The organism is Hydrogenophaga sp. RWCD_12 (assembly GCF_046604225.1).
Lineage (GTDB): Bacteria > Pseudomonadota > Gammaproteobacteria > Burkholderiales > Burkholderiaceae_C > Hydrogenophaga.
Genome location: NZ_JBKIXC010000002.1, coordinates 285097 through 303581, shown reverse-complemented (window position 1 = coordinate 303581; position 18485 = coordinate 285097). Strand labels below are relative to the sequence as shown.

Sequence of the window (18485 nt, the reverse complement as noted above, 5' to 3'; positions counted from 1 at the left end):
ATGCGGTCCAGGGTTTGGGAGAAGAAGGCCTTCACAGCGATCCCCCCAGACTCACACCACGTTCGTCCGCCAGCGCGCCCACCGCCTCTATGAACACGTCGGCGCGGTGCTTGTAGTCGCGGAACATGTCCAGGCTGGCACAGGCGGGTGACATCAGCACCGCGTCACCGGGGCGTGCCTGTTGGGTGGACAGGGCCACCGCTTCCGGCAGGGTAGCGGCATCGATCACCGGCACACCCGCGGATTCGAGCGCCTCGGCCACCTGGGCGCGGATCTTCGGCGCATCGCGACCGATCAGCACCACGGCGCGCGCATGTTGCGCCAGTGGCTGGGCCAGCGAAGCGAAGTCCTGCCCCTTGCCATCTCCGCCCAGGATCACCACCAGGTGCCGGTCGGCACCCAGTCCGCGAATCGCCGCCAGCGTGGCACCGACGTTGGTGCCTTTGCTGTCGTCGAAGTATTCGACGTCGTCGATGATGCCCACGGGCTCGACCCGGTGCGGCTCGCCGCGGTACTCGCGCAGGCCATGCAGCATCGGTGCCAGCGGCGCGCCCGTGGACGTCGCCAGCGCCAGCGCCGCCAGTGCGTTGGCGGCGTTGTGGCGGCCACGGATGCGCAGCGCATCGACCGGCATCAGCCGCTGGAAATAGATCTCTTCTTCGTCGTCCCGGCCGCGACCGCGCAGACGGGTTTCGTCCACGGCCAGCGCGCGCACCAGCCACTCCATGCCGTTGACCGATTCGACGCCCCAGTCGCCGGCACGCGCAGGCGTGTCCAGACCGAAGCTCGCCCAGGGACGGGCCGGCTGCTGGCGGTTGCGGCCGCTGATCTTCACGGTCACCATGCCCGGCGCCATCGCGGCCACCAGCGGGTCTTCGCGGTTGATCAACATCAGGGCCTGCGCCCCGAAGATCGCCGCCTTGGCCTGCGCGTAGGCCGCCATGGAACCGTGCCAGTCCAGATGGTCTTCGGAGATGTTGAGCACCGTCGCGGCCGTAGGCACACGGTCCCAGGACCCGCCCGCCGTGCCGTCGAGCTGGAAGCTGGAGAGCTCAAGCACCCAAGCCTGTGGCAGGTGCGGCGGCTCGGGGTCCGGCACGGGCGGTGGCACGAGCAGGGTCGGGCCTTCTTCATCGGCCACGGCTTCGTTCGCCTGAACGGTGGCGTCCACGTCTTCGCCGTCGGGTGCCTCTTCCGGCACCACGTCAACACCCTCCACCACCGGCGCTTCCGGTGCAGCGGCTTCCGCCGGCACCACCACATCCTCAACAGCAGCCTCTGCTTCGCTCTCGGCGCGCGCCGCATCGGCGGCATTGCCTTCGGCTTCGGCCTCGAGCGCCGCCGACAGCACGTCCAGCAATGCCGGGCCGATGTTTCCTGCGACCGCGACCCGCCAGCCGGCGCGCTGCAGCAGCAGACCGGTGAGCGAAGTCACAGTGGTCTTGCCGTTGGTGCCGGTGATCGCCAGCAGCTTGGGCCTGTAAGGCAATGTCTCGCGCTGGGCCAGATCTTTCAGCGCCTGGGCGAACAGGTCGAGCTCCCCAACGAACGCCGCACCATTGGCCAGCGCCCAGTCGCGGGCAGGCGCCAGCTGCTCGGGCGGCAGGCCCGGGCTGCGCGCGATCAGGTTCCACGAAGCGCGCGACAGCATCGTCTCGCCGAACGTGCCCGCCACAAACTGCGCCGAGGGGCATTCGGCCCGCAAAGCCGCCAGCGACGGCGGGTTCTCGCGGGTATCCGCGACCGTGACTTGCGCTCCGTGGCGCACGCACCAGCGCGCCATCGACAGCCCGGAAATGCCGAGGCCGAGGATGAGAACGTGTTGGTCTTGAAGAGCGTTCATGGGTGGATCAACGCAGCTTCAGGGTAGACAGGCCGACCAGGCACAGCAGCATGGTGATGATCCAGAAACGGACCACGACCTGGGTCTCTTTCCAGCCCTTCTTCTCGAAGTGGTGGTGCAGCGGCGCCATCTGGAACAGCCGGCGGCCTTCGCCGTATTTCTTCTTCGTGTACTTGAACCAGCTGACCTGCAGCATCACCGACAGCGCTTCGACCACGAAGATGCCGCCCATGATGGCCAGCACGATCTCCTGGCGCACGATCACGGCAATGGTGCCGAGCGCGCCACCGAGTGCCAGCGCGCCGACATCGCCCATGAACACCTGGGCCGGATGGGTGTTGAACCAGAGGAACGCCAGCCCCGCCCCCGCCATGGCGGCACAGAAGATCAGCAACTCGCCCGCACCCGGGATGTAAGGCATCAGCAGGTATTTCGAATACACCGCGTTGCCGGTGACGTAGGCAAAGATGCCCAGCGCCGTGCCCACCATCACCACCGGCATGATCGCCAGCCCGTCCAGGCCGTCGGTCAGGTTCACTGCGTTGCTCGACCCCACGATCACCAGGTAGGTCATCAGCACAAAGCCGAACACGCCCAGCGGGTAGCTGATTTCCTTGAAGAAGGGCACCATCAGTCCCGCCTGCGGCGGCAGCTCGACGGTGAAGCCCGAAATGACCCAGCGGAAGAACAGCTCGATCACCCGCAGGTTGGTGGTGCCGGACACGCTGAACACCAGATAGAACGCGGCCACCAGGCCGATCAGGGACTGCCAGAAGTACTTCTCGCGCGAACGCATGCCTTCCGGGTCCTTGTGCACCACCTTGCGCCAGTCGTCGACCCAGCCGATGGCGCCAAAACCCAGCGTCACCACCAGCACGATCCAGACGAAGCGGTTGGTCAGGTCGAACCACAGCACCGTGGAGAGCGCGATCGCGAACAGGATCAGCACACCGCCCATGGTCGGTGTGCCGCCCTTGCTCAGGTGCGACTGCATCGCGTAGCCGCGGATCGGCTGGCCGATCTTGAGGGCGGTCAGGCGGCGGATGAAATACGGGCCGGCCATCAGGCCGACGATCAGCGCCGTCAGCGCGGCCATCACCGCGCGGAAGGTCAGGTACTGGAAGACCCGCAGGAACCCGAATTCGGGTCCCAGGCTTTGCAGCCAGAGGGCCAGGCTAAGCAGCATGAGCGTCCTTCTTGTTCTGTTCGTGTTGAGCCGAAACGTCCAGTGCCAGCAGCCCCTGCACCACACGTTCCATGCGCATGAATCGCGAGCCCTTGACCAGCACGCTGCGCAGCGCGGGCGCCTGACCGGCCGACACCGTGTGCGCGACATGCGCCACCAGGTTGTCCACCTCACCCCAATGGCGCGGCACGGTCTCACCGGCGGCCTGCATGGCGGCCACCGCCTGCGCCATCCAGTCGCCGGCGCAGTGCACCGACTCGATGCCCGAGGCCATGGCATGGCGCAGCACTTCGAGATGGAAATCCAGTCCCTGGTCGCCAACCTCTCCCATGTCGCCGAGCACCAGCAGGCGCGGCGCCGGCAGCTCGGCCAGCACGCGGATCGCGGCCACCACCGAATCGGGGTTGGCGTTGTAGGTGTCGTCGATCAGCGTCACGCTGCGGTCGGGCAGCGTCAGCTTGAGCGCGCGCGAGCGGCCACCGACCGGCTCGAAGGCGTTGAGGCCACGCTCAACGTCGGCCAGCGACACCCCGGCCGCCAGCGCACAGGAAGCCGCGGCGAGCGCATTGCGCACGTTGTGCCGCCCGGCGATCTGCAGGCGAACGTTCGCGGCACCGGTCGGCGTCTTGAACGACACCGCCCAGGCGCCGTCGATCCAGTCGGCTCGCAGCGCGTGCACATCGGACTGCAGATCGCTGTCGCTGAAGGTCAAGGTGGTGCGCGCACCGGCCAGCTCGCGCCAGACCGGCGTGTAATCGTCGTCCGAAGGAAACACCGCCACACCCTCGGCCGCCAGCGCGCTGATCACGCAGCCGTTCTCGCGCGCCACGGCTTCGACCGTGCCCATGAATTCCTGGTGCTCGCGCTGGGCGTTGTTCACCAAGGCCACGGTTGGCCGGGCCAGGTCGGCAAGGTAGGCAATCTCGCCCGGGTGGTTCATGCCCAGCTCGATCACGGCCAGCCGGTGCGCGCCCGTCAGCCGCAGCAGCGTCAGCGGCACACCAATGTCGTTGTTCAGGTTGCCCAGCGTGGCATGTGCGGCAGTCCCCGCCGCAGCGCGCAGGATGGACGCGATCATCTGCGTCACCGTGGTCTTGCCGTTGCTGCCGGTCACGCCGATCACAGGCAGATCGAACTGCGTGCGCCAGAGCCGCGCCAGTTCGCCCAGTGCCAGACGCGAATCCGGAACCTCGGCCCCCGGCAGTCCGGCCGCGGCCAGCCCAGCATGGGCGATGGCGGCGACAGCGCCTGCGGCCCGGGCCTGCGGCAGGAAATCGTGGGCGTCAAAACGCTCGCCCTTGAGGGCCACGAACAGGTCGCCCGGCTGCAGGCTGCGGGTGTCGGTGTGCACCCGTGTGATCGCCCGGTCGAGGACGCCCACAGTTCGGACACCCCTGAGTTGCGGCAGCAGTTGCGAAAGGGTTTTCATGCCCCACCCCCTGCCGCAGCGCGGGCGGCCAGCGCCACGCGCGCATGTTCAACATCGGAAAACGGTTTCTTCTCGCCCATCACGTCCTGGTAGTCCTCGTGACCCTTGCCGGCGATCAGCAACACATCCGACGGTGCGGCCATCGCCACGGCGTCGGCAATCGCTTTCGCGCGATCGCCTTCGACGCGCACCGATGCGGGGTGCTGCAGGCCGCTGCGCATCTGGTCCAGGATCAGATCCGGGTCCTCCGTGCGTGGGTTGTCGCTGGTCAGCACCACATGCTGCGCCTCGTGCTCGGCCACCGATGCCATCAACGGTCGTTTGCCCGGATCGCGGTCGCCACCGCAGCCAACCAGGACCCACAGGGCGCCGCCACGCTGGCGGGCCAGCGGCTGCAAGGCCCTGAGCGCCTTTTCCAGCGCATCGGGTGTGTGGGCGTAATCCACCAGCACCAGCGGCTGCCCCGCGACCGTCGCCACCTGCTGCATGCGGCCTGGAACCGGGCTCAGCGCAGCACAGGCCCGCAGGGCATCGGCCAGTGGCATGCCCAGCGCCCGTGCAGCACCGATCACACCCAGCAGGTTGGACACGTTGTAGCCACCGATCAGGTTCAGTGTCAGGGTCCCCCGGTCGCACTCCCTGCCCTGCGCGTCGTGCTCGACCACCTCGAAGGCCATGCCGTGGTCGGTATAGGTGAGGTTTCGGGCCATCAGGCGTGCGGGCTGTTCGACGCCGACACTCCAGCGGCCCAGTGCCGGCCGACCGGCGAGCGCCTGGTCCAGCGCCCGACCCTGCGGGTCGTCCACATTGACCACCGCCGACTCCAGGCCCGGCCAGTGGAACAGCGCCGCCTTGGCCTCCCAGTAGTCGGACATGCTGCCGTGGAAGTCGAGGTGGTCCTGGGTGAAATTGGTGAAAACCGCCACGCGGATGTGGCAGGCGTTGAGGCGTCCTTCGACCAGTCCGATCGACGAGGCCTCGATGGCACAGGCCCGGATCCCGCTATCGACCATGGCACGCAGCCGCGCCTGCAGCAACACCGGGTCGGGTGTGGTCAGCCCCGTGGGCACCAGCGTGTGCCGACTCTCGCCGGCCTTCGGAGGCTGTCCGATGCCCAGCGTGCCGACCACCGCGCAGGGGCGGCCCGCAGCGCCCAGGAGCTGAGCCATCCACCAGGCCGAGGACGTCTTGCCGTTGGTTCCGGTGAAAGCCACCGTGTCCAGCGACGCGCTGGGATCGCCCTGGTAGGCGCTGGCGATCGGCCCAGCCAGCGCCTTCAAACCGTTGACCGCCCGCACACGATCGTCGCTGAAGCCGAACGCCTGCACACCGTCTGCCTCGACCAGCACCGCGGCAGCCCCGGCCTGCAGGGCAGCTGGCACGAAACGGCGACCGTCCGTCGCGGCACCCGGCCACGCCACGAAAGCATCGCCCGCGCGCACCCGGCGGCTGTCGCACTGCAGCTCGCCGGTCACGCGCTCTCGCAGCCAGCTGGCAACGGTGCGGGGATCGTTCATCGGCATCAGAACGACTCCTCGACCGTCTCGGTCACGATCTGGGGCTTGACGTTCATGTCAGGCTGCACACCCAGGATGCGCAGGGTCTGTTGCACGGTCTCGCTGAACACCGGCGCCGCCACCAGTCCACCGAAATACTGGCCATTGCTCGGCTCGTCGATCATCACCGCCACGACGATGCGCGGCGCTTCCACCGGTGCCAGCCCCACGAAGAAGCCGCGGTACTTCTTGTCGGCGTAGCCCTTGCCTTCCTGCTTGTGCGCGGTGCCGGTCTTGCCGCCCACCGAATAGCCCATGGTTTGCGCCAGCGGCGCGGTACCGCCGGGGCCGGTCACCATCTGCAGCATCTTGCGCACCGCCACGGCGTTCTGTTCGCCAAAGACCCGCACGCCAGTCGCCGGTGTCTCGCTCTTGAGCATGGTGGCCGGGATGAACTCGCCGTTGCGCGCAAAGATGGTGTATGCCTCGGCGAGCTGGAACAGCGACACCGACAGGCCGTAGCCATAGCTCATGGTCGCCTGCTCAATCGGACGCCAGGACTTGTAGGGCCGCAGCCGGCCGCTGACCGCGCCAGGGAACGGCACCTGCGGCTTCTGGCCGAAGCCAGCCTCGGCGAAGGTTTCCCACATCTCGCGCGGGCTCATCTGCATCGCGATCTTGACCGTGCCCACGTTGCTCGACTTCTGGATCACCTCGTTGACGGTGAGCGCCCCGTGGGGGTGCGAATCGCTGATGGTCGAGCCGGCGATCGTGAGCCGCCCGGGCGCGGTCTGGATCACTGTGGTTGGCTTGACCAGCCCCTTTTCCAGTGCCCGTGAGATGATGAACGGCTTCATCGTCGAGCCGGGCTCGAAGCTGTCGGTCAGCACCCGGTTGCGCAACTGCTCGCCCGTCAGGTTCAGCCGCTTGTTGGGGTTGTAGCTGGGGTAGTTGGCCAGGGCGAGCACTTCGCCGGTCTGCGTGTCGATCACGACCACGCTGCCGGCCTTGGCCTTCTGCGCCTGCACCGCCTCGCGCAGCTTCTGGTAGGCAAAGTACTGCACCTTGCTGTCGATCGAGAGCTGGAGATCGGGACCATCCACCGGCGGAATCACGTCGCGCACGTCTTCCACCACATGGCCCAGGCGGTCCTTGATCACGCGGCGCGAACCAGCCTTGCCTGCCAGCTGCTTCTCGAAGGCGAGTTCGACGCCTTCCTGCCCACGGTCTTCAACGTTGGTGAAACCGACCACGTGCGCGGCCGCTTCGCCCTCGGGGTACTGACGTTTGTATTCGCGACGCTGGTAGATGCCCTTGATGTTCAGCGCGGCAATGTTCTTGGCCACCGGCTCGTCGACCTGGCGCTTGACCCAGACGAACGTCTTGTCTTCGTTGGCCAGCTTCTTCTTGAGGTCTGCGAGTGGCATCTCCAGCAGCTTGGCGAGGTCCTTGAGCTTGGGGTCGGCCTTGTCGACATCTTCCGGAATCGCCCAGATGCTCTGCGCCACCACGCTGGAGGCCAGGATCAGGCCGTTGCGGTCCAGCACCCGGCCGCGGTTGGCGGGCAGCTCCAGCGTGCGTGCAAAACGCACCTCGCCCTGGCGCTGAAAGAAATCGTTGCCGATCACTTGCACATAGGCAGCGCGTCCCGCCAGGCCGGCGAACGCCAGCGCCAGTGCGGCCACGATGAACTTGCTGCGCCAGACCGGCGTCTTGCTCGCCAGCAGAGGGCTGGCGCTGTAGTTGATGGCCCGGTGGCTCGCCTTGCTCATTTGCGCTCCTCCCCGGCCGGGGAGGCCGTCGCCGGCGCGTTCAGCGTCACATATTCGGTGATGCCGGGGTTGACCGGGCGCATCTGCAACTGCCTCGCCGCAAGCTGCTGCACGCGTGCCGGTGTGGCCTGCTCGCGCTTCTGGACCTGCAGCTGCTCGTGGTCGGCCTCCAGGCGGTGCGCCTGCGCATTGGCCTTGTCGATCGCTGTATAGAGACGGCGCGACTCGTACTGGGTATGCACCAGATAGAAGGCGCTGACGATCACCGCCGCCAGCAGCACAAGATTGAGCCGGATCATGCCGCCACCCCGGTGCGCGTGGCCACGCGCATGACGGCGCTGCGTGAGCGCGGATTGGCGTTGACCTCGGCCTCTGAAGGCATCACGCGGGACACCTCGGTCAGGCGCGTGGGCGCCGGCTCGGCAAACGGGACGCGGCGATCCACCACAGTGCGCGAATGGCGCGCCATGAACTGTTTGACCATGCGGTCTTCCAGTGAGTGGAAGCTGATCACGACCAGTCGACCTCCGGGGCGAAGCACATGCAGGCTGTCCTCTAGCGCTTGTTGCAGCTCTTCAAGCTCGGCGTTGATGAAAATCCGAAGAGCCTGAAATGTGCGCGTTGCAGGGTCCTTGCCCGGCTCGCGGGTTTTGACCGCGCCAGCCACGACTTCGGCCAGCTCGCGGGTGGTTCGAATAGGGCCCCGTTCCTGTCGGCGACGATCAATCGCCTTTGCAACCTGTTGAGCAAACCGTTCTTCGCCGTATTCACGGATGACCTCCGACAGGGTGGATACATCGGCTGTTTCCAGCCACTGGGAGACGCTCTGGCCGCGCGTGGTGTCCATGCGCATGTCCAGCGGGCCGTCGTGACGAAAAGAAAAACCCCTCTCGGGGTCGTCGATCTGGGGCGAACTCACACCCAGGTCCATCAGTACCCCGTCCGCACACTGCGGCCCGAGGCCGCCCAGATGCCGGAAGCCCTCGTGACGGATGGAGAACCGCGCATCGCCGGCCTCCAGCTGCTGCGCCGCCGCGATGGCCTGAGGATCCTTGTCGAACGCCGTCAGACGACCGGCCTCCGAGAGCTGCTGAAGGATCAGCCGCGAGTGACCGCCACGCCCGAAAGTCGCATCGACGTAGTGACCGTCCGCCCGGATCGCCAGCGCTTGCACGGCTTCGTTGAGCAGGACGGTGTGATGTACCCATGTGTCTGTCACCGTGGTCCTCAGAAGGCAAAGTCCTTGAGGACATCGGGCATGGGCTTCTGCATCTCCTCGGCCTCCTTGGCGGCGTAGGACTGCGCATCCCACAGTTCCAGGTAGGAGCCCATGCCCAGCAGCACCGCATCGCGCGAAATGCCGGCCGCGGTGCGCAACTCGGGCGAGACCAGGATGCGACCGGAAGCGTCCATGTCGACGTCCATCGCATTGCCCAGAAAGATGCGGCGCCACCACTGCGCGTCCATCGGCAGCGTGGCGATGCGGGCCCGGAATTTCTCCCACTCGTCGCGAGGGAATACCATCAGGCAGCCATGCGGGTGCTTGGTGATCGTGAGCTGGCCGGTCGAAGCACCCAGGGCGTCACGGTGCCGGGTCGGCATGGAAAGCCGGCCCTTGGCATCGAGACTGAGTGAAGAAAGACCCTGGAACACTGCGATTCGCCCTGTTAAAACACTTTTCACCACTTAATTGCACTTTTTTCCACTGTATCAGGAAAACAGAGTGGTGCAACTGCGCAGGCGCAGCTTTTTTCAATGAAATCAATCACTTAGAACACATTTTGAAGCAATTGCCACTTCAAAATCTCAGCAAAAGCAAGCACTTACAACAAGCTGTGAAAGTGATGCTTGAAAACCCCGTTACACACCGGGTGGCCGACGGACGGTGATTTCCTCCCCCATGCAGAGGCGGATGGGCAAAACAAAAGGCCTCACCCGCCTTTCAGCGGATGAGGCCAGAGTGCCTCCAGGCCGGGCTTAGCGGCCGGTGATCAGAGGATGTAACGCGAGAGATCCTCGTTGCGGCTGAGTTCGCCCAGACGCCCATTCACGTACGCGGCATCGATCACCACGGTCGCATCCGGCAGTGCGGTAGCACCGAAACTGACTTCGTCGAGCAGATGCTCCATCACCGTCGCCAGCCGCCGCGCGCCGATGTTCTCGGTGCGCTCGTTGACGTCGCAGGCGATCTGCGCCAGTTGGCGAATGCCATCCGCCCGGAAGTCCAGCGTCACGCCTTCGGTCGCCAGCAGCGCCTGGTACTGCTTGACCAGGCTGGCGTGGGTGCTGGTGAGGATGGCTTCGAAATCGTCGACCGACAGCGACTGCAGCTCGACCCGGATCGGGAACCGGCCTTGCAGCTCGGGAATCAGGTCGCTGGGCTTGGCCAGGTGGAAGGCTCCACTGGCGATGAACAGGATGTGATCGGTCTTGACCATGCCGTACTTGGTCGACACCGTTGTGCCTTCGACCAGCGGCAGCAGATCGCGCTGCACACCCTGGCGCGAGACCTCGGCGCCGCCCGTCTCGCTGCGCGAGGCCACCTTGTCGATCTCGTCGATGAAGACAATGCCGTTCTGCTCGGTGTTGTGCAGCGCGCGCGTGCGCACATCTTCCTCGTTCACCAGCTTGCCGGCCTCTTCGTCGACCAGCAGCTTCATCGCTTCACCGATCCTGAGCTTGCGCTTGCGGCGCTTGTCCTGCCCCATCTGGCTGAACATGCCACGCAACTGCTCGGCCATCTCTTCCATGCCGGCCGGCCCCATGACCTGCATGGCGGGCGCCGCCTCGGCCAGGTCAATCTCGATCTCGCGGTCATCCAGCAAGCCTTCGCGCAGCTTCTTGCGGAACGCCTGGCGCGCAGTGCTGTCCGGGTTGGGCAAGGGCTCGCCAGCCATGCCGCGCGGCGGCGGCAACAGCACGTCGAGGATGCGGTCTTCGGCCGCGTCTTCGGCGCGCATGCGCTGCTTGCGCATGTCGGATTCACGGGTCTGCTTGACCGCCATCTCGACCAGGTCGCGCACGATGCTGTCGACATCCTTGCCGACGTAGCCGACCTCGGTGAACTTGGTGGCCTCGACCTTGATGAACGGCGCATCGGCCAGCCGCGCCAATCGTCGCGCGATCTCGGTCTTGCCCACACCCGTGGGACCGATCATCAGGATGTTCTTGGGCGTGATCTCGGGTCGAAGCTTTTCGTCGACCTGCTGGCGGCGCCAGCGGTTGCGCAAGGCGATGGCCACCGCGCGCTTGGCGCCGTTCTGGCCGATGATGAAGCGGTCGAGTTCGGAGACGATCTCCTGAGGCGTCATCGAAGACATGTTTCAGAGCACCTCGACGGTGTGGTTCATGTTGGTGTAGATGCAGATCTCGCCAGCGATGGCCAGCGACTGCCGCACGACGTCTTCGGCGCTGAGTGCTGTGTGCTGCACCAGTGCCCGTGCGGCGGCTTGCGCATAGGCACCACCCGATCCGATGGCGACCACGCCGTGTTCCGGTTCCAGCACATCGCCATTGCCGGTGATGATCAGCGCCGCACTGCGGTCGCCGACCGCCAGCATCGCTTCCAGCCGCCGCAGCACGCGGTCGGTGCGCCAGTCGCGCGTGAGGTCAATCGCTGCGCGCACCAGATGCCCCTGGTGCTTTTCCAGCTTGGCCTCGAAGCGCTCGAACAGCGTGAACGCATCAGCAGTGGCGCCTGCAAAACCCGCCAGCACCTGATCGCGATAGAGCTTGCGCACCTTGCGCGCCGTGCCCTTGACGACCACATTGCCCAGCGTCACCTGGCCATCGCCGCCGATGGCGACCTGCACCCCGTCAGGCGTCTCGCGGCGCACGCAGACGATGGTGGTTCCGTGAAAAGTTTCCATAGTTCAGAAAGATGAGGACGGTCCAGCCGATCTCAAGCCAGAACAAAAATGAGAGAGGAGATTGTTCCGGGGCGCCGCGGAACCGGCTCCGCCGGGCCGCCAGCGCCGCCCCTTGGGGGGTGACGCCGCAGGCGGCGCGGGGGAGGCAGTTCAGTCGTTTCTCACGACCACTTTGGCGTACTCGGTAATGCCGATGACGTTGAAGAACGCCGACACCAGACGGTGCACGTCCACGAACTGGACGATGCGGCCGGATGCATGATGACCGGCCACCCAGTTGAGCAGCGTACCGGCGGCCGAGAAGTCGACCCGGATCAGGTTGCGACAGGAAATGATCATCACGTCGGCACCCTGCAGGCGCCGTTCGAGATCTTCGAGCGTGCCCTGCGGATCGCCCCGGATTTCCCCCGAGAGCTCCACCAGGCCCAGGTGGTTGAATTCGGTCGAAGGACCGTCGACGCTCGAGTCCCCCATGTATCCGGAATGACCCGAAGGAATGGTTTCGCGGATGACTTCTCCCAGCACAGAACCGCCCTCGTCGGGATCGGTCTTTCCGGAGGAAAGCGATTTGAAGTGGCAGCGCGGCCGTTCCCAACCAGGCGGCGACACCTCGTAGGTCACGCAGAAATCCAGCGCGGTCAGCTCGAATTCGTCCGGCCGGTTCATGACACGCAGCACCGCCATGCGCAACTCCCACCAGAGCTGCTCCACATCGCGACGACCCGACGGCGTGAGCTGTTTGAGCAGCTCGCGCAACTCCGCTGCACCCAAAAAGGCGAGCTCCACATCCTGGTCGCCCCAGAGTGTGAAGACACCCAGCAGCGCACGGGCCGCCTTGACATCGATGGCTTCGATGTCCGACCAGTCCAGCACCCAGGGCTGGCCCGCACGCAGCAACACATTCTGCAGGGTCCCCACTGCGTGGGCATCCACCTCGGGATCGCAGGCCCAAGCCGCCCTGGTCGGCGCAGAAGATGGCGTGTAGACCTTGCCGGTCATCGCGGAAACAATCTCGGGCATGTCGTACCACTGCGGTGGCGAACGCCCGAACCGGTTCACGAAATCGACTGCCTGGCTCTCGAACGGCGCCAGCTGTCCGGTCGCACGGTAGAGATCGAACAGGGCCAGCCAGTCATCGAGCTGGTTCTCGCGCGGACCGCCTTCCGCAATGGTTTCCTTCAAACCCTGCTCGGCGCCCGTGTCATCGCCATTGGCAAAGCGGATCGCCGCTTCTTCGACCTCGGGATCCTGAGCAATCTCGTGCACATCGAGTGCATAGAAGTGCGAAGCGGAAAAGGCTGGACCAGCGCCGCTCCGACTGCCACCGCCCAGAGGGGCGTTGTTGGTGGGGGCCATCAGGCCTGTTCGTGCCGTTGCCGGCGGCGGCACTGGCGGTTCGGCCGACGGCCTTGGCGGGGGCACGGTTTCGCGCAACTCGGGAATCGTGCGGCCATCGTGGGCAGGTGCCGCCCGGGGCGCGGGCACCGACAAGGGTTGCGGCGGCGAGGTGGTGGCCTCGGCGTCGTTCAGCCCGGCTGCCTCGGTCTCGTTGTACTGGGCATCCAGCCGCTTCTGCTCGGGTTCCTTCTTGGCCGATGCACTGCCGTTCTTGCGGTCCAGCGGCGAACCACCCGTCGTGTGCGCGCCCGAGTTGGGTCCACCAGCCGTGGTCAGGGAATCCGGCCCCTTGGTCTTCCACCACTGCATCGACATCTGCGCTTCAATCTCGTCGATCTTCTTGAGCGTCATGGCCCGGTCGTCCGGCTTGGACGGCAGGCTGCTCTGGAAGAACGACGGGCGCACGCCCTGGCCACCTTCGCCGGTCACCTCGCGGCTGCGGATCTTGCGAAGCATGTCGAACTCGCGCTTGCGCACGAAGTCGTTGCGCCGCTTGCGCTCGATCATCTCCTTGAGCGCAGCCTTGTTGTACTCGCTCTCGCGGTCTGCACTGCGCGTGTCCAGATCCGACCAGCTCGTGGTCGGATGACGCACGAACTTCACCACCTTCGACAGGAAACCGCCGTTGGAGTCGTCCTTGGTCATGGGAGCGTCAAGACGTGGAGAAGGAGAAACAAGTCAGGGAATCAGTCCCCGAACATCTTCTGCTTGAGTTCGCGGCGCTGCTGGGCTTCCAGCGACAGGCTGGCGGTCGGGCGCGCCATCAGGCGGCCTACACCGATGGCTTCGCCGGTTTCTTCGCAGTAGCCGTAATCGCCAGAGTCGATGCGGGCGATCGCCTGTTCGATTTTCTTGAGGAGCTTGCGCTCGCGGTCACGGGTGCGCAGCTCCAGCGCGTGCTCTTCCTCGATCGTGGCGCGGTCGGCCGGATCGGGAACCACTACGGTGTCTTCGCGCAGATGTTCGGTCGTCTCGCCGGCATTGGCCAGCATGTCGTCCTTGAGCTGCGACAGCTTTCGTCGGAAGAACGCCAGCTGGACGTCATTCATGTATTCCGAGTCGGGCATGGACTGCACGTCCTGATCGGTCAGTTGATCGACCGGCAGGGACTTCCAGTTGTTCGCCCGCTTGGGGTCTTTCTTGATGGCGGAGGGCGCGGGGGAGGTCATCACACGTTCGTTCGATTGGGAAAAGGTCGCCTTGGCGGCGTTGGGAGCATGGGTGGGCACCACGGCAGCCTGGGTCATCTGCTCCATCATCACCTTCTTGGCTGCCCGCTTGCCCAAGGGGCGGGGCGTCGGTTCGATGACAACAGGAGCGGGCACGGGTGCGGGTGCAGCCACGGAAACGGACTTTGCAGGCGATTTTTTGGCCGTTGCAGCCTGGGGAGCAGGCACCACCTTGGGCGCAGGCGCAGCCTTGGGGGCCGCAAGCTTCTTGGGTACCGGCACTGCCTTGGGGGCCACAGCTGCCTTGGCGGGAACCTTGGCCTTGGCTGGCGCTGCCACAGACTTCTTGGCAGGAGCAGCCGCCTTGGACGCCACCGCCTTCTTGGCCACCGGCTTTGCTGCCGGTTTGACCACGGCCTTCGCCGCGGGCTTGGTGGCCGCTTTCTTCACGGGAGATGCCTTGGCAACCGTCGGCTTCGCGGCAGACGCGGACCGCCCTTTGCCTGCCGCAGGGGCGGGTTTCCGGTTCTTGGCGGTTGTGGTGGCCGGGGCTTTCACAAAGGATCTCCTCTCAGTGCCTGACGTTGCCTGAAGCTGGGGTTGCGGGCTGATCCGGGAGGTTTCCCCGACCGCCTCACCATGCCCGGTCGATACCGGCTGGTTTGTGGTTATACCCCGTTTGCGGGCCGCGACGGCGCTGCGCTCGACCTGCAGGCGGTCGACAGGTCTCTTGGGTCGGGCGGCACCCGACTTGGGCGGCGATTGTAACGACGCAGGCGGAGCGGTTACTGACTTGGGATCCGAGGGAAAACCCAGGCGTTGGAGAAGCGAGACAAACAACACTTGGGGTTCCGTTTCCGCTTCGTTGGCGCAACAGCCGGGTCAGACCAGCGCCTGGTCCAGGCCCTGCACCAGGATGTCCCGGGGCAGGTCGATACCGATGAATACCATCTTGCTCATCCGGGCCTCGCCTTCGGCCCAGACCGGCCCCAGATCGCTGCCCATGAGCTGGTGCACGCCCTGGAAGATGACCTTTCGGTCGGTACCCTGCATGTTCAGCACACCCTTGTAGCGCAGCATGCGCGGGCCGTAGACCTGCACTATGGCGCCCAGGAAATCTTCCAGCTTGGCGGGGTCAAAGGGTTTGTCGGCCCGGTAGACAAAGCTCTTGACGTCGTCATCATGGTGATGGTGGTGGCCGTGAGCGTGGTCGTGCTGGTGCGAGGGGTGGTCGCAGGCTTCGCCCGGTGCGTGGTCGTGGTGGTCATGACCGTGGTGATCGTGGTCATGGTCGTCCACGGTCAGGAAGTCGGGATCGATGTCCAGCTTGGCGTTCAGGTTGAAGCCCCGCAGGTCGAACACCTCCTTTAGCGCAACCTCGCCGAAATGCACCGTGCGGATGGGTGCGCGCGGGTTCATGTGCTTGAGGCGGTGGATCAGGGCATCGACCTCATCCTTCGACACCAGATCGGCCTTGCTGACGAAGATCTGGTCGGCGAAACCCACCTGGCGGCGCGCTTCCTGGCGGTCGTTGAGCTGCTGGGCGGCATGCTTGGCATCCACCAGGGTCAGGATGGAATCCAGCAGGTACTGCTCGGCCACCTCGTCGTCCATGAAGAAGGTCTGTGCCACCGGGCCCGGATCGGCCAGGCCGGTGGTCTCGATCACCACGCGCTCGAAATCCAGCTCGCCCTTGCGCTTCTTCTGCGCCAGATCGGCCAGCGTGGCGCGCAGATCGTCGCGGATGGTGCAGCAGATGCAGCCGTTGCTCATCTGGATGATGTTTTCCTGCGTGTCGGCCACCAGGATCTCGTTGTCGATGTTCTCTTCGCCGAACTCGTTCTCGATCACCGCGATCTTCTGGCCATGGGCCTCGGTCAGCACGCGCTTGAGCAGCGTGGTCTTGCCCGAGCCGAGGAAGCCGGTGAGGATGGTGGCGGGGATGAGCGACATGGCGGGTTCCGTATGCAAAAAGCAGGCCGGGAGTGTAGTGCAGCGCAGGCAGGCGCGTCTGTTCAGAGCTTTTTCATGACCACCAGCCCCTTGAGGTACTCACCTTCCGGGAAATTGATGGTCATCGGGTGGTCGCAGGCGCCGCCCAGGCGCTGCAGGATGGCACCGTCCACGCCCGCGTCCAGGCCGGCCGACGCAACGATCTTGTGGAACAGCTCCACGCCGATGCCACCGGAGCACGAGAAGGTGAACAGCACGCCGCCCGGCGGCAGCAGCTTGAACGCCAGGCGGTTGATGTCCTTGTAGGCGCGGGCAGCCCGTTCGGCATGCGCAGCGGTGGGCGCCAGCTTGGGCGGGTCGAGCACGATGGCGTCGAACTGACGACCCTCGGCGACGAACTGGCGCAGCGAGGCATTGACGTCGGCGTCGATGAAGGTCGCCTGCGCCGGGTCCAGGCCGTTGAGCAGCAGGTTGGCGCGCGCCTGCTCCAGCGCTGGTCCGGACGAGTCGATGCTGGTCACATGCCCGGCCCCACCCGCCAACGCGGCCACCGAGAACCCGCCGGTGTAGCTGAAGCAGTTGAGCACCTGGGCAAACTTCAGGCGCTTCGTGTAGTCGTGCAGCGCCAGGCGGCTGTCGCGCTGGTCCAGGTAGTAGCCGGTCTTGTGGCCCAGGGCAATGTCCAGTCCCAGGCGCCAGCCATGTTCCTGCAGCTCGAAGGCCGTGGGACCATCGCCGCGCAGCCAGCCGGTGACTTCCGGCAGGCCCTCCAGCGCGCGCGAGCTGGCGTCGGAGCGTTCGTACAGGCAGGTGCAACCGGTCAGTTCCAGCAAGGCGTCGGCAATCGCATCCTTCCATCGTTCGACGCCGGCCGCGCCGAACTGCGCCACCAGGGTGTCGCCATAGCGGTCAACCACCAGGCCAGGCAGTCCGTCGGACTCGCCGTGCACCAGGCGCAGCCCGTTGCTGTCGATGCCCATGCGCCCGCGCAGGGCGATGGCGCGGAGCAGTGTGTCGTGGAAAAAGGCGGCATCGATGCGCTGGGCCTGGTCAAAGCTCCAGGCGCGCACGCGGATCTTGGAACTGGGCGAATACGCGCCCCAGGCCAGGAATTCGCCCTCGTGGCTATCCACGCGCACGGTTTCGCCGACGTCGGCGCCACCTTTGGCGATGGCGCCGTCGAACACCCAGGGGTGGCGGCGTTGCAGCGAGCGTTCTTTGCCCGGCTTGAGTCGAATGGTTTTCATGGGTGGATTGTGGCTCCCCCCGCGCCGCGGAACGTACGCTCCCCCCGCGCCGCCTGCGGCGTCACCCCCCCAGGGGGCGATGCGTGTGGCCCGGCGGAGCCGGTTCCACCGCATCCTGGATGGGAGGCACTTTGCGCCGTCAGCCGGTCTTGTCCGGCGGCTTGCGCGTCTTCGCCCTGGGGTGGGCGGCGTCGTAGGCCTTGGCCAGGTGCTGGAAATCCAGCCGGGTATAGACCTGCGTGGTGCCGATGCTGGCGTGACCCAGCAGCTCCTGCACCGCGCGCAGGTCGCCGCTGGACTGCAACAGGTGGCTGGCGAACGAGTGGCGCAGCATGTGCGGGTGCACCGGCGTCGAGAGGCCCGCGAGCATCGAACGGCGCTTGAGCCGCACCCGGATGTGCTGCGGCGTCAGGCGTTGTCCGCGCTGTCCGATGAACAGCGCCGGGTCTTCGTTGGCCCAGGCCGCCCGCGCCGCCAGCCAGCGCTCCAGCGCCGCCAGTGCCGCGCGACCGACCGGCACGCTGCGCCGCTTGGACCCTTTGCCCAGCACATGGGCCTCACCACCGGGGATGTCGATCCAGCCGCGCGCGGTGGTGCTGGCGATCACGTCCAGCCCGACCAGCTCGCCGATGCGCAGACCGCAGCCGTACAGCAGTTCGGTGATGCAGCCGTCGCGGGCTTCCAGCCCAGGGTCATCGCCCTCTTCCACATGCGAGGCCAGCTGCACCGATTCGTCCACGCCCAGCGCCTTGGGCAGGGGTTTGCCGGCCTTGGGCGCGCGCACGTCCTGCACCGGGTTCTGGGTGACCAAGCCTTGCCGGCCCATCCACACATAGAGCCCCCGCCAGCCCGAAAGGATCAGCGCGATGCCACGCGCGCTGCGGCCGGCGCTGTGCATCTGCGCCACCCAGCGCCGCACATGCGCGCTCTGCACCTGGCGCAGGCCGATGCCGGCCGACTGCGCGGCATCGCTCAGACGGCGCAGGTCTCCGGTGTAGAGCTCGACGGTGCGCGTGGCCAGCCGTTTGTCGACGCGCACATGGTCAAGATAGGCCTCGACCAGCGCCGCGTCGGTGGCGTCTGCGGGCAGCCGGGAGACCACGCCGCCGCTCATGTTCTCTTC

Annotated in this window: 15 protein-coding genes; all 15 read right to left on the bottom strand. The window is 66.1% G+C overall.

Going from position 1 to position 18485, the window contains the following annotated elements; genetic code table 11:
* Positions 1-31 precede the first annotated feature (31 nt).
* The 15 genes from murD to ACLIJ1_RS08415 all read right to left on the bottom strand — a co-directional run bounded on the left by murD (position 32) and on the right by ACLIJ1_RS08415 (position 18476).
* Entirely contained in the window at positions 32-1843 is a 1812-nt protein-coding gene (gene murD / locus ACLIJ1_RS08485) for a UDP-N-acetylmuramoyl-L-alanine--D-glutamate ligase (protein ID WP_411365077.1), read from the bottom strand.
* Positions 1844-1850: 7 nt separating this feature from the next.
* Complete coding sequence (mraY, locus tag ACLIJ1_RS08480; RefSeq protein ID WP_411365076.1) at positions 1851-3029, bottom strand: phospho-N-acetylmuramoyl-pentapeptide-transferase; 1179 nt, start codon at positions 3027-3029, stop codon at positions 1851-1853.
* Positions 3019-4458, bottom strand: coding sequence for a UDP-N-acetylmuramoyl-tripeptide--D-alanyl-D-alanine ligase (locus ACLIJ1_RS08475; protein ID WP_411365075.1), 1440 nt, complete (start codon positions 4456-4458; stop codon positions 3019-3021). The genes mraY and ACLIJ1_RS08475 overlap by 11 nt, the downstream gene beginning before the upstream one ends.
* Positions 4455-5981 carry a UDP-N-acetylmuramoyl-L-alanyl-D-glutamate--2,6-diaminopimelate ligase gene (locus ACLIJ1_RS08470; RefSeq protein WP_411365074.1) on the bottom strand — a complete coding sequence of 509 codons (1527 nt, stop codon included), beginning with the start codon at positions 5979-5981 and terminating at the stop codon, positions 4455-4457. The genes ACLIJ1_RS08475 and ACLIJ1_RS08470 overlap by 4 nt, the downstream gene beginning before the upstream one ends.
* Positions 5981-7726 carry a peptidoglycan D,D-transpeptidase FtsI family protein gene (locus tag ACLIJ1_RS08465; protein ID WP_411365073.1) on the bottom strand — a complete coding sequence of 582 codons (1746 nt, stop codon included), beginning with the start codon at positions 7724-7726 and terminating at the stop codon, positions 5981-5983. The genes ACLIJ1_RS08470 and ACLIJ1_RS08465 overlap by 1 nt, the downstream gene beginning before the upstream one ends.
* Complete coding sequence (gene ftsL / locus ACLIJ1_RS08460; protein ID WP_411365072.1) at positions 7723-8025, bottom strand: cell division protein FtsL; 303 nt, start codon at positions 8023-8025, stop codon at positions 7723-7725. Before ftsL ends, ACLIJ1_RS08465 begins: the two co-directional genes overlap by 4 nt.
* The gene (rsmH, locus tag ACLIJ1_RS08455) at positions 8022-8945 is read right to left on the bottom strand and encodes a 16S rRNA (cytosine(1402)-N(4))-methyltransferase RsmH (protein WP_411365071.1); all 924 of its coding nucleotides are present in this window, start codon (positions 8943-8945) and stop codon (positions 8022-8024) included. Before rsmH ends, ftsL begins: the two co-directional genes overlap by 4 nt.
* An 8-nt stretch (positions 8946-8953) precedes the next feature.
* A complete protein-coding gene (mraZ, locus tag ACLIJ1_RS08450; RefSeq protein ID WP_411365070.1) occupies positions 8954-9379 on the bottom strand; it encodes a division/cell wall cluster transcriptional repressor MraZ in 426 nt (141 codons plus the stop codon).
* Positions 9380-9717: 338 nt separating this feature from the next.
* Positions 9718-11046: an ATP-dependent protease ATPase subunit HslU gene (hslU, locus tag ACLIJ1_RS08445; RefSeq protein WP_411365069.1), complete on the bottom strand. Its 1329-nt coding sequence runs from the start codon at positions 11044-11046 to the stop codon at positions 9718-9720.
* Between the two features lie 3 nt (positions 11047-11049).
* Positions 11050-11595 carry an ATP-dependent protease subunit HslV gene (gene hslV, locus ACLIJ1_RS08440; protein WP_411365068.1) on the bottom strand — a complete coding sequence of 182 codons (546 nt, stop codon included), beginning with the start codon at positions 11593-11595 and terminating at the stop codon, positions 11050-11052.
* Positions 11596-11745: 150 nt separating this feature from the next.
* Positions 11746-13638 (bottom strand): STAS domain-containing protein, encoded by a 1893-nt coding sequence (locus tag ACLIJ1_RS08435; protein ID WP_411365067.1) that lies wholly within the window; start codon positions 13636-13638, stop codon positions 11746-11748.
* A 41-nt stretch (positions 13639-13679) separates the two neighbouring features.
* Entirely contained in the window at positions 13680-14612 is a 933-nt protein-coding gene (dksA, locus tag ACLIJ1_RS08430; protein WP_411365066.1) for an RNA polymerase-binding protein DksA, read from the bottom strand.
* 432 nt (positions 14613-15044) lie between these two features.
* Positions 15045-16115, bottom strand: coding sequence for a CobW family GTP-binding protein (locus tag ACLIJ1_RS08425; RefSeq protein ID WP_411365065.1), 1071 nt, complete (start codon positions 16113-16115; stop codon positions 15045-15047).
* A 62-nt stretch (positions 16116-16177) separates the two neighbouring features.
* Positions 16178-17362: a class I SAM-dependent rRNA methyltransferase gene (locus ACLIJ1_RS08420; RefSeq protein WP_411365064.1), complete on the bottom strand. Its 1185-nt coding sequence runs from the start codon at positions 17360-17362 to the stop codon at positions 16178-16180.
* 139 nt (positions 17363-17501) lie between these two features.
* Positions 17502-18476 carry a tyrosine recombinase XerC gene (locus tag ACLIJ1_RS08415; RefSeq protein WP_411365063.1) on the bottom strand — a complete coding sequence of 325 codons (975 nt, stop codon included), beginning with the start codon at positions 18474-18476 and terminating at the stop codon, positions 17502-17504.
* Between the last annotated feature and the right edge of the window lie 9 nt (positions 18477-18485).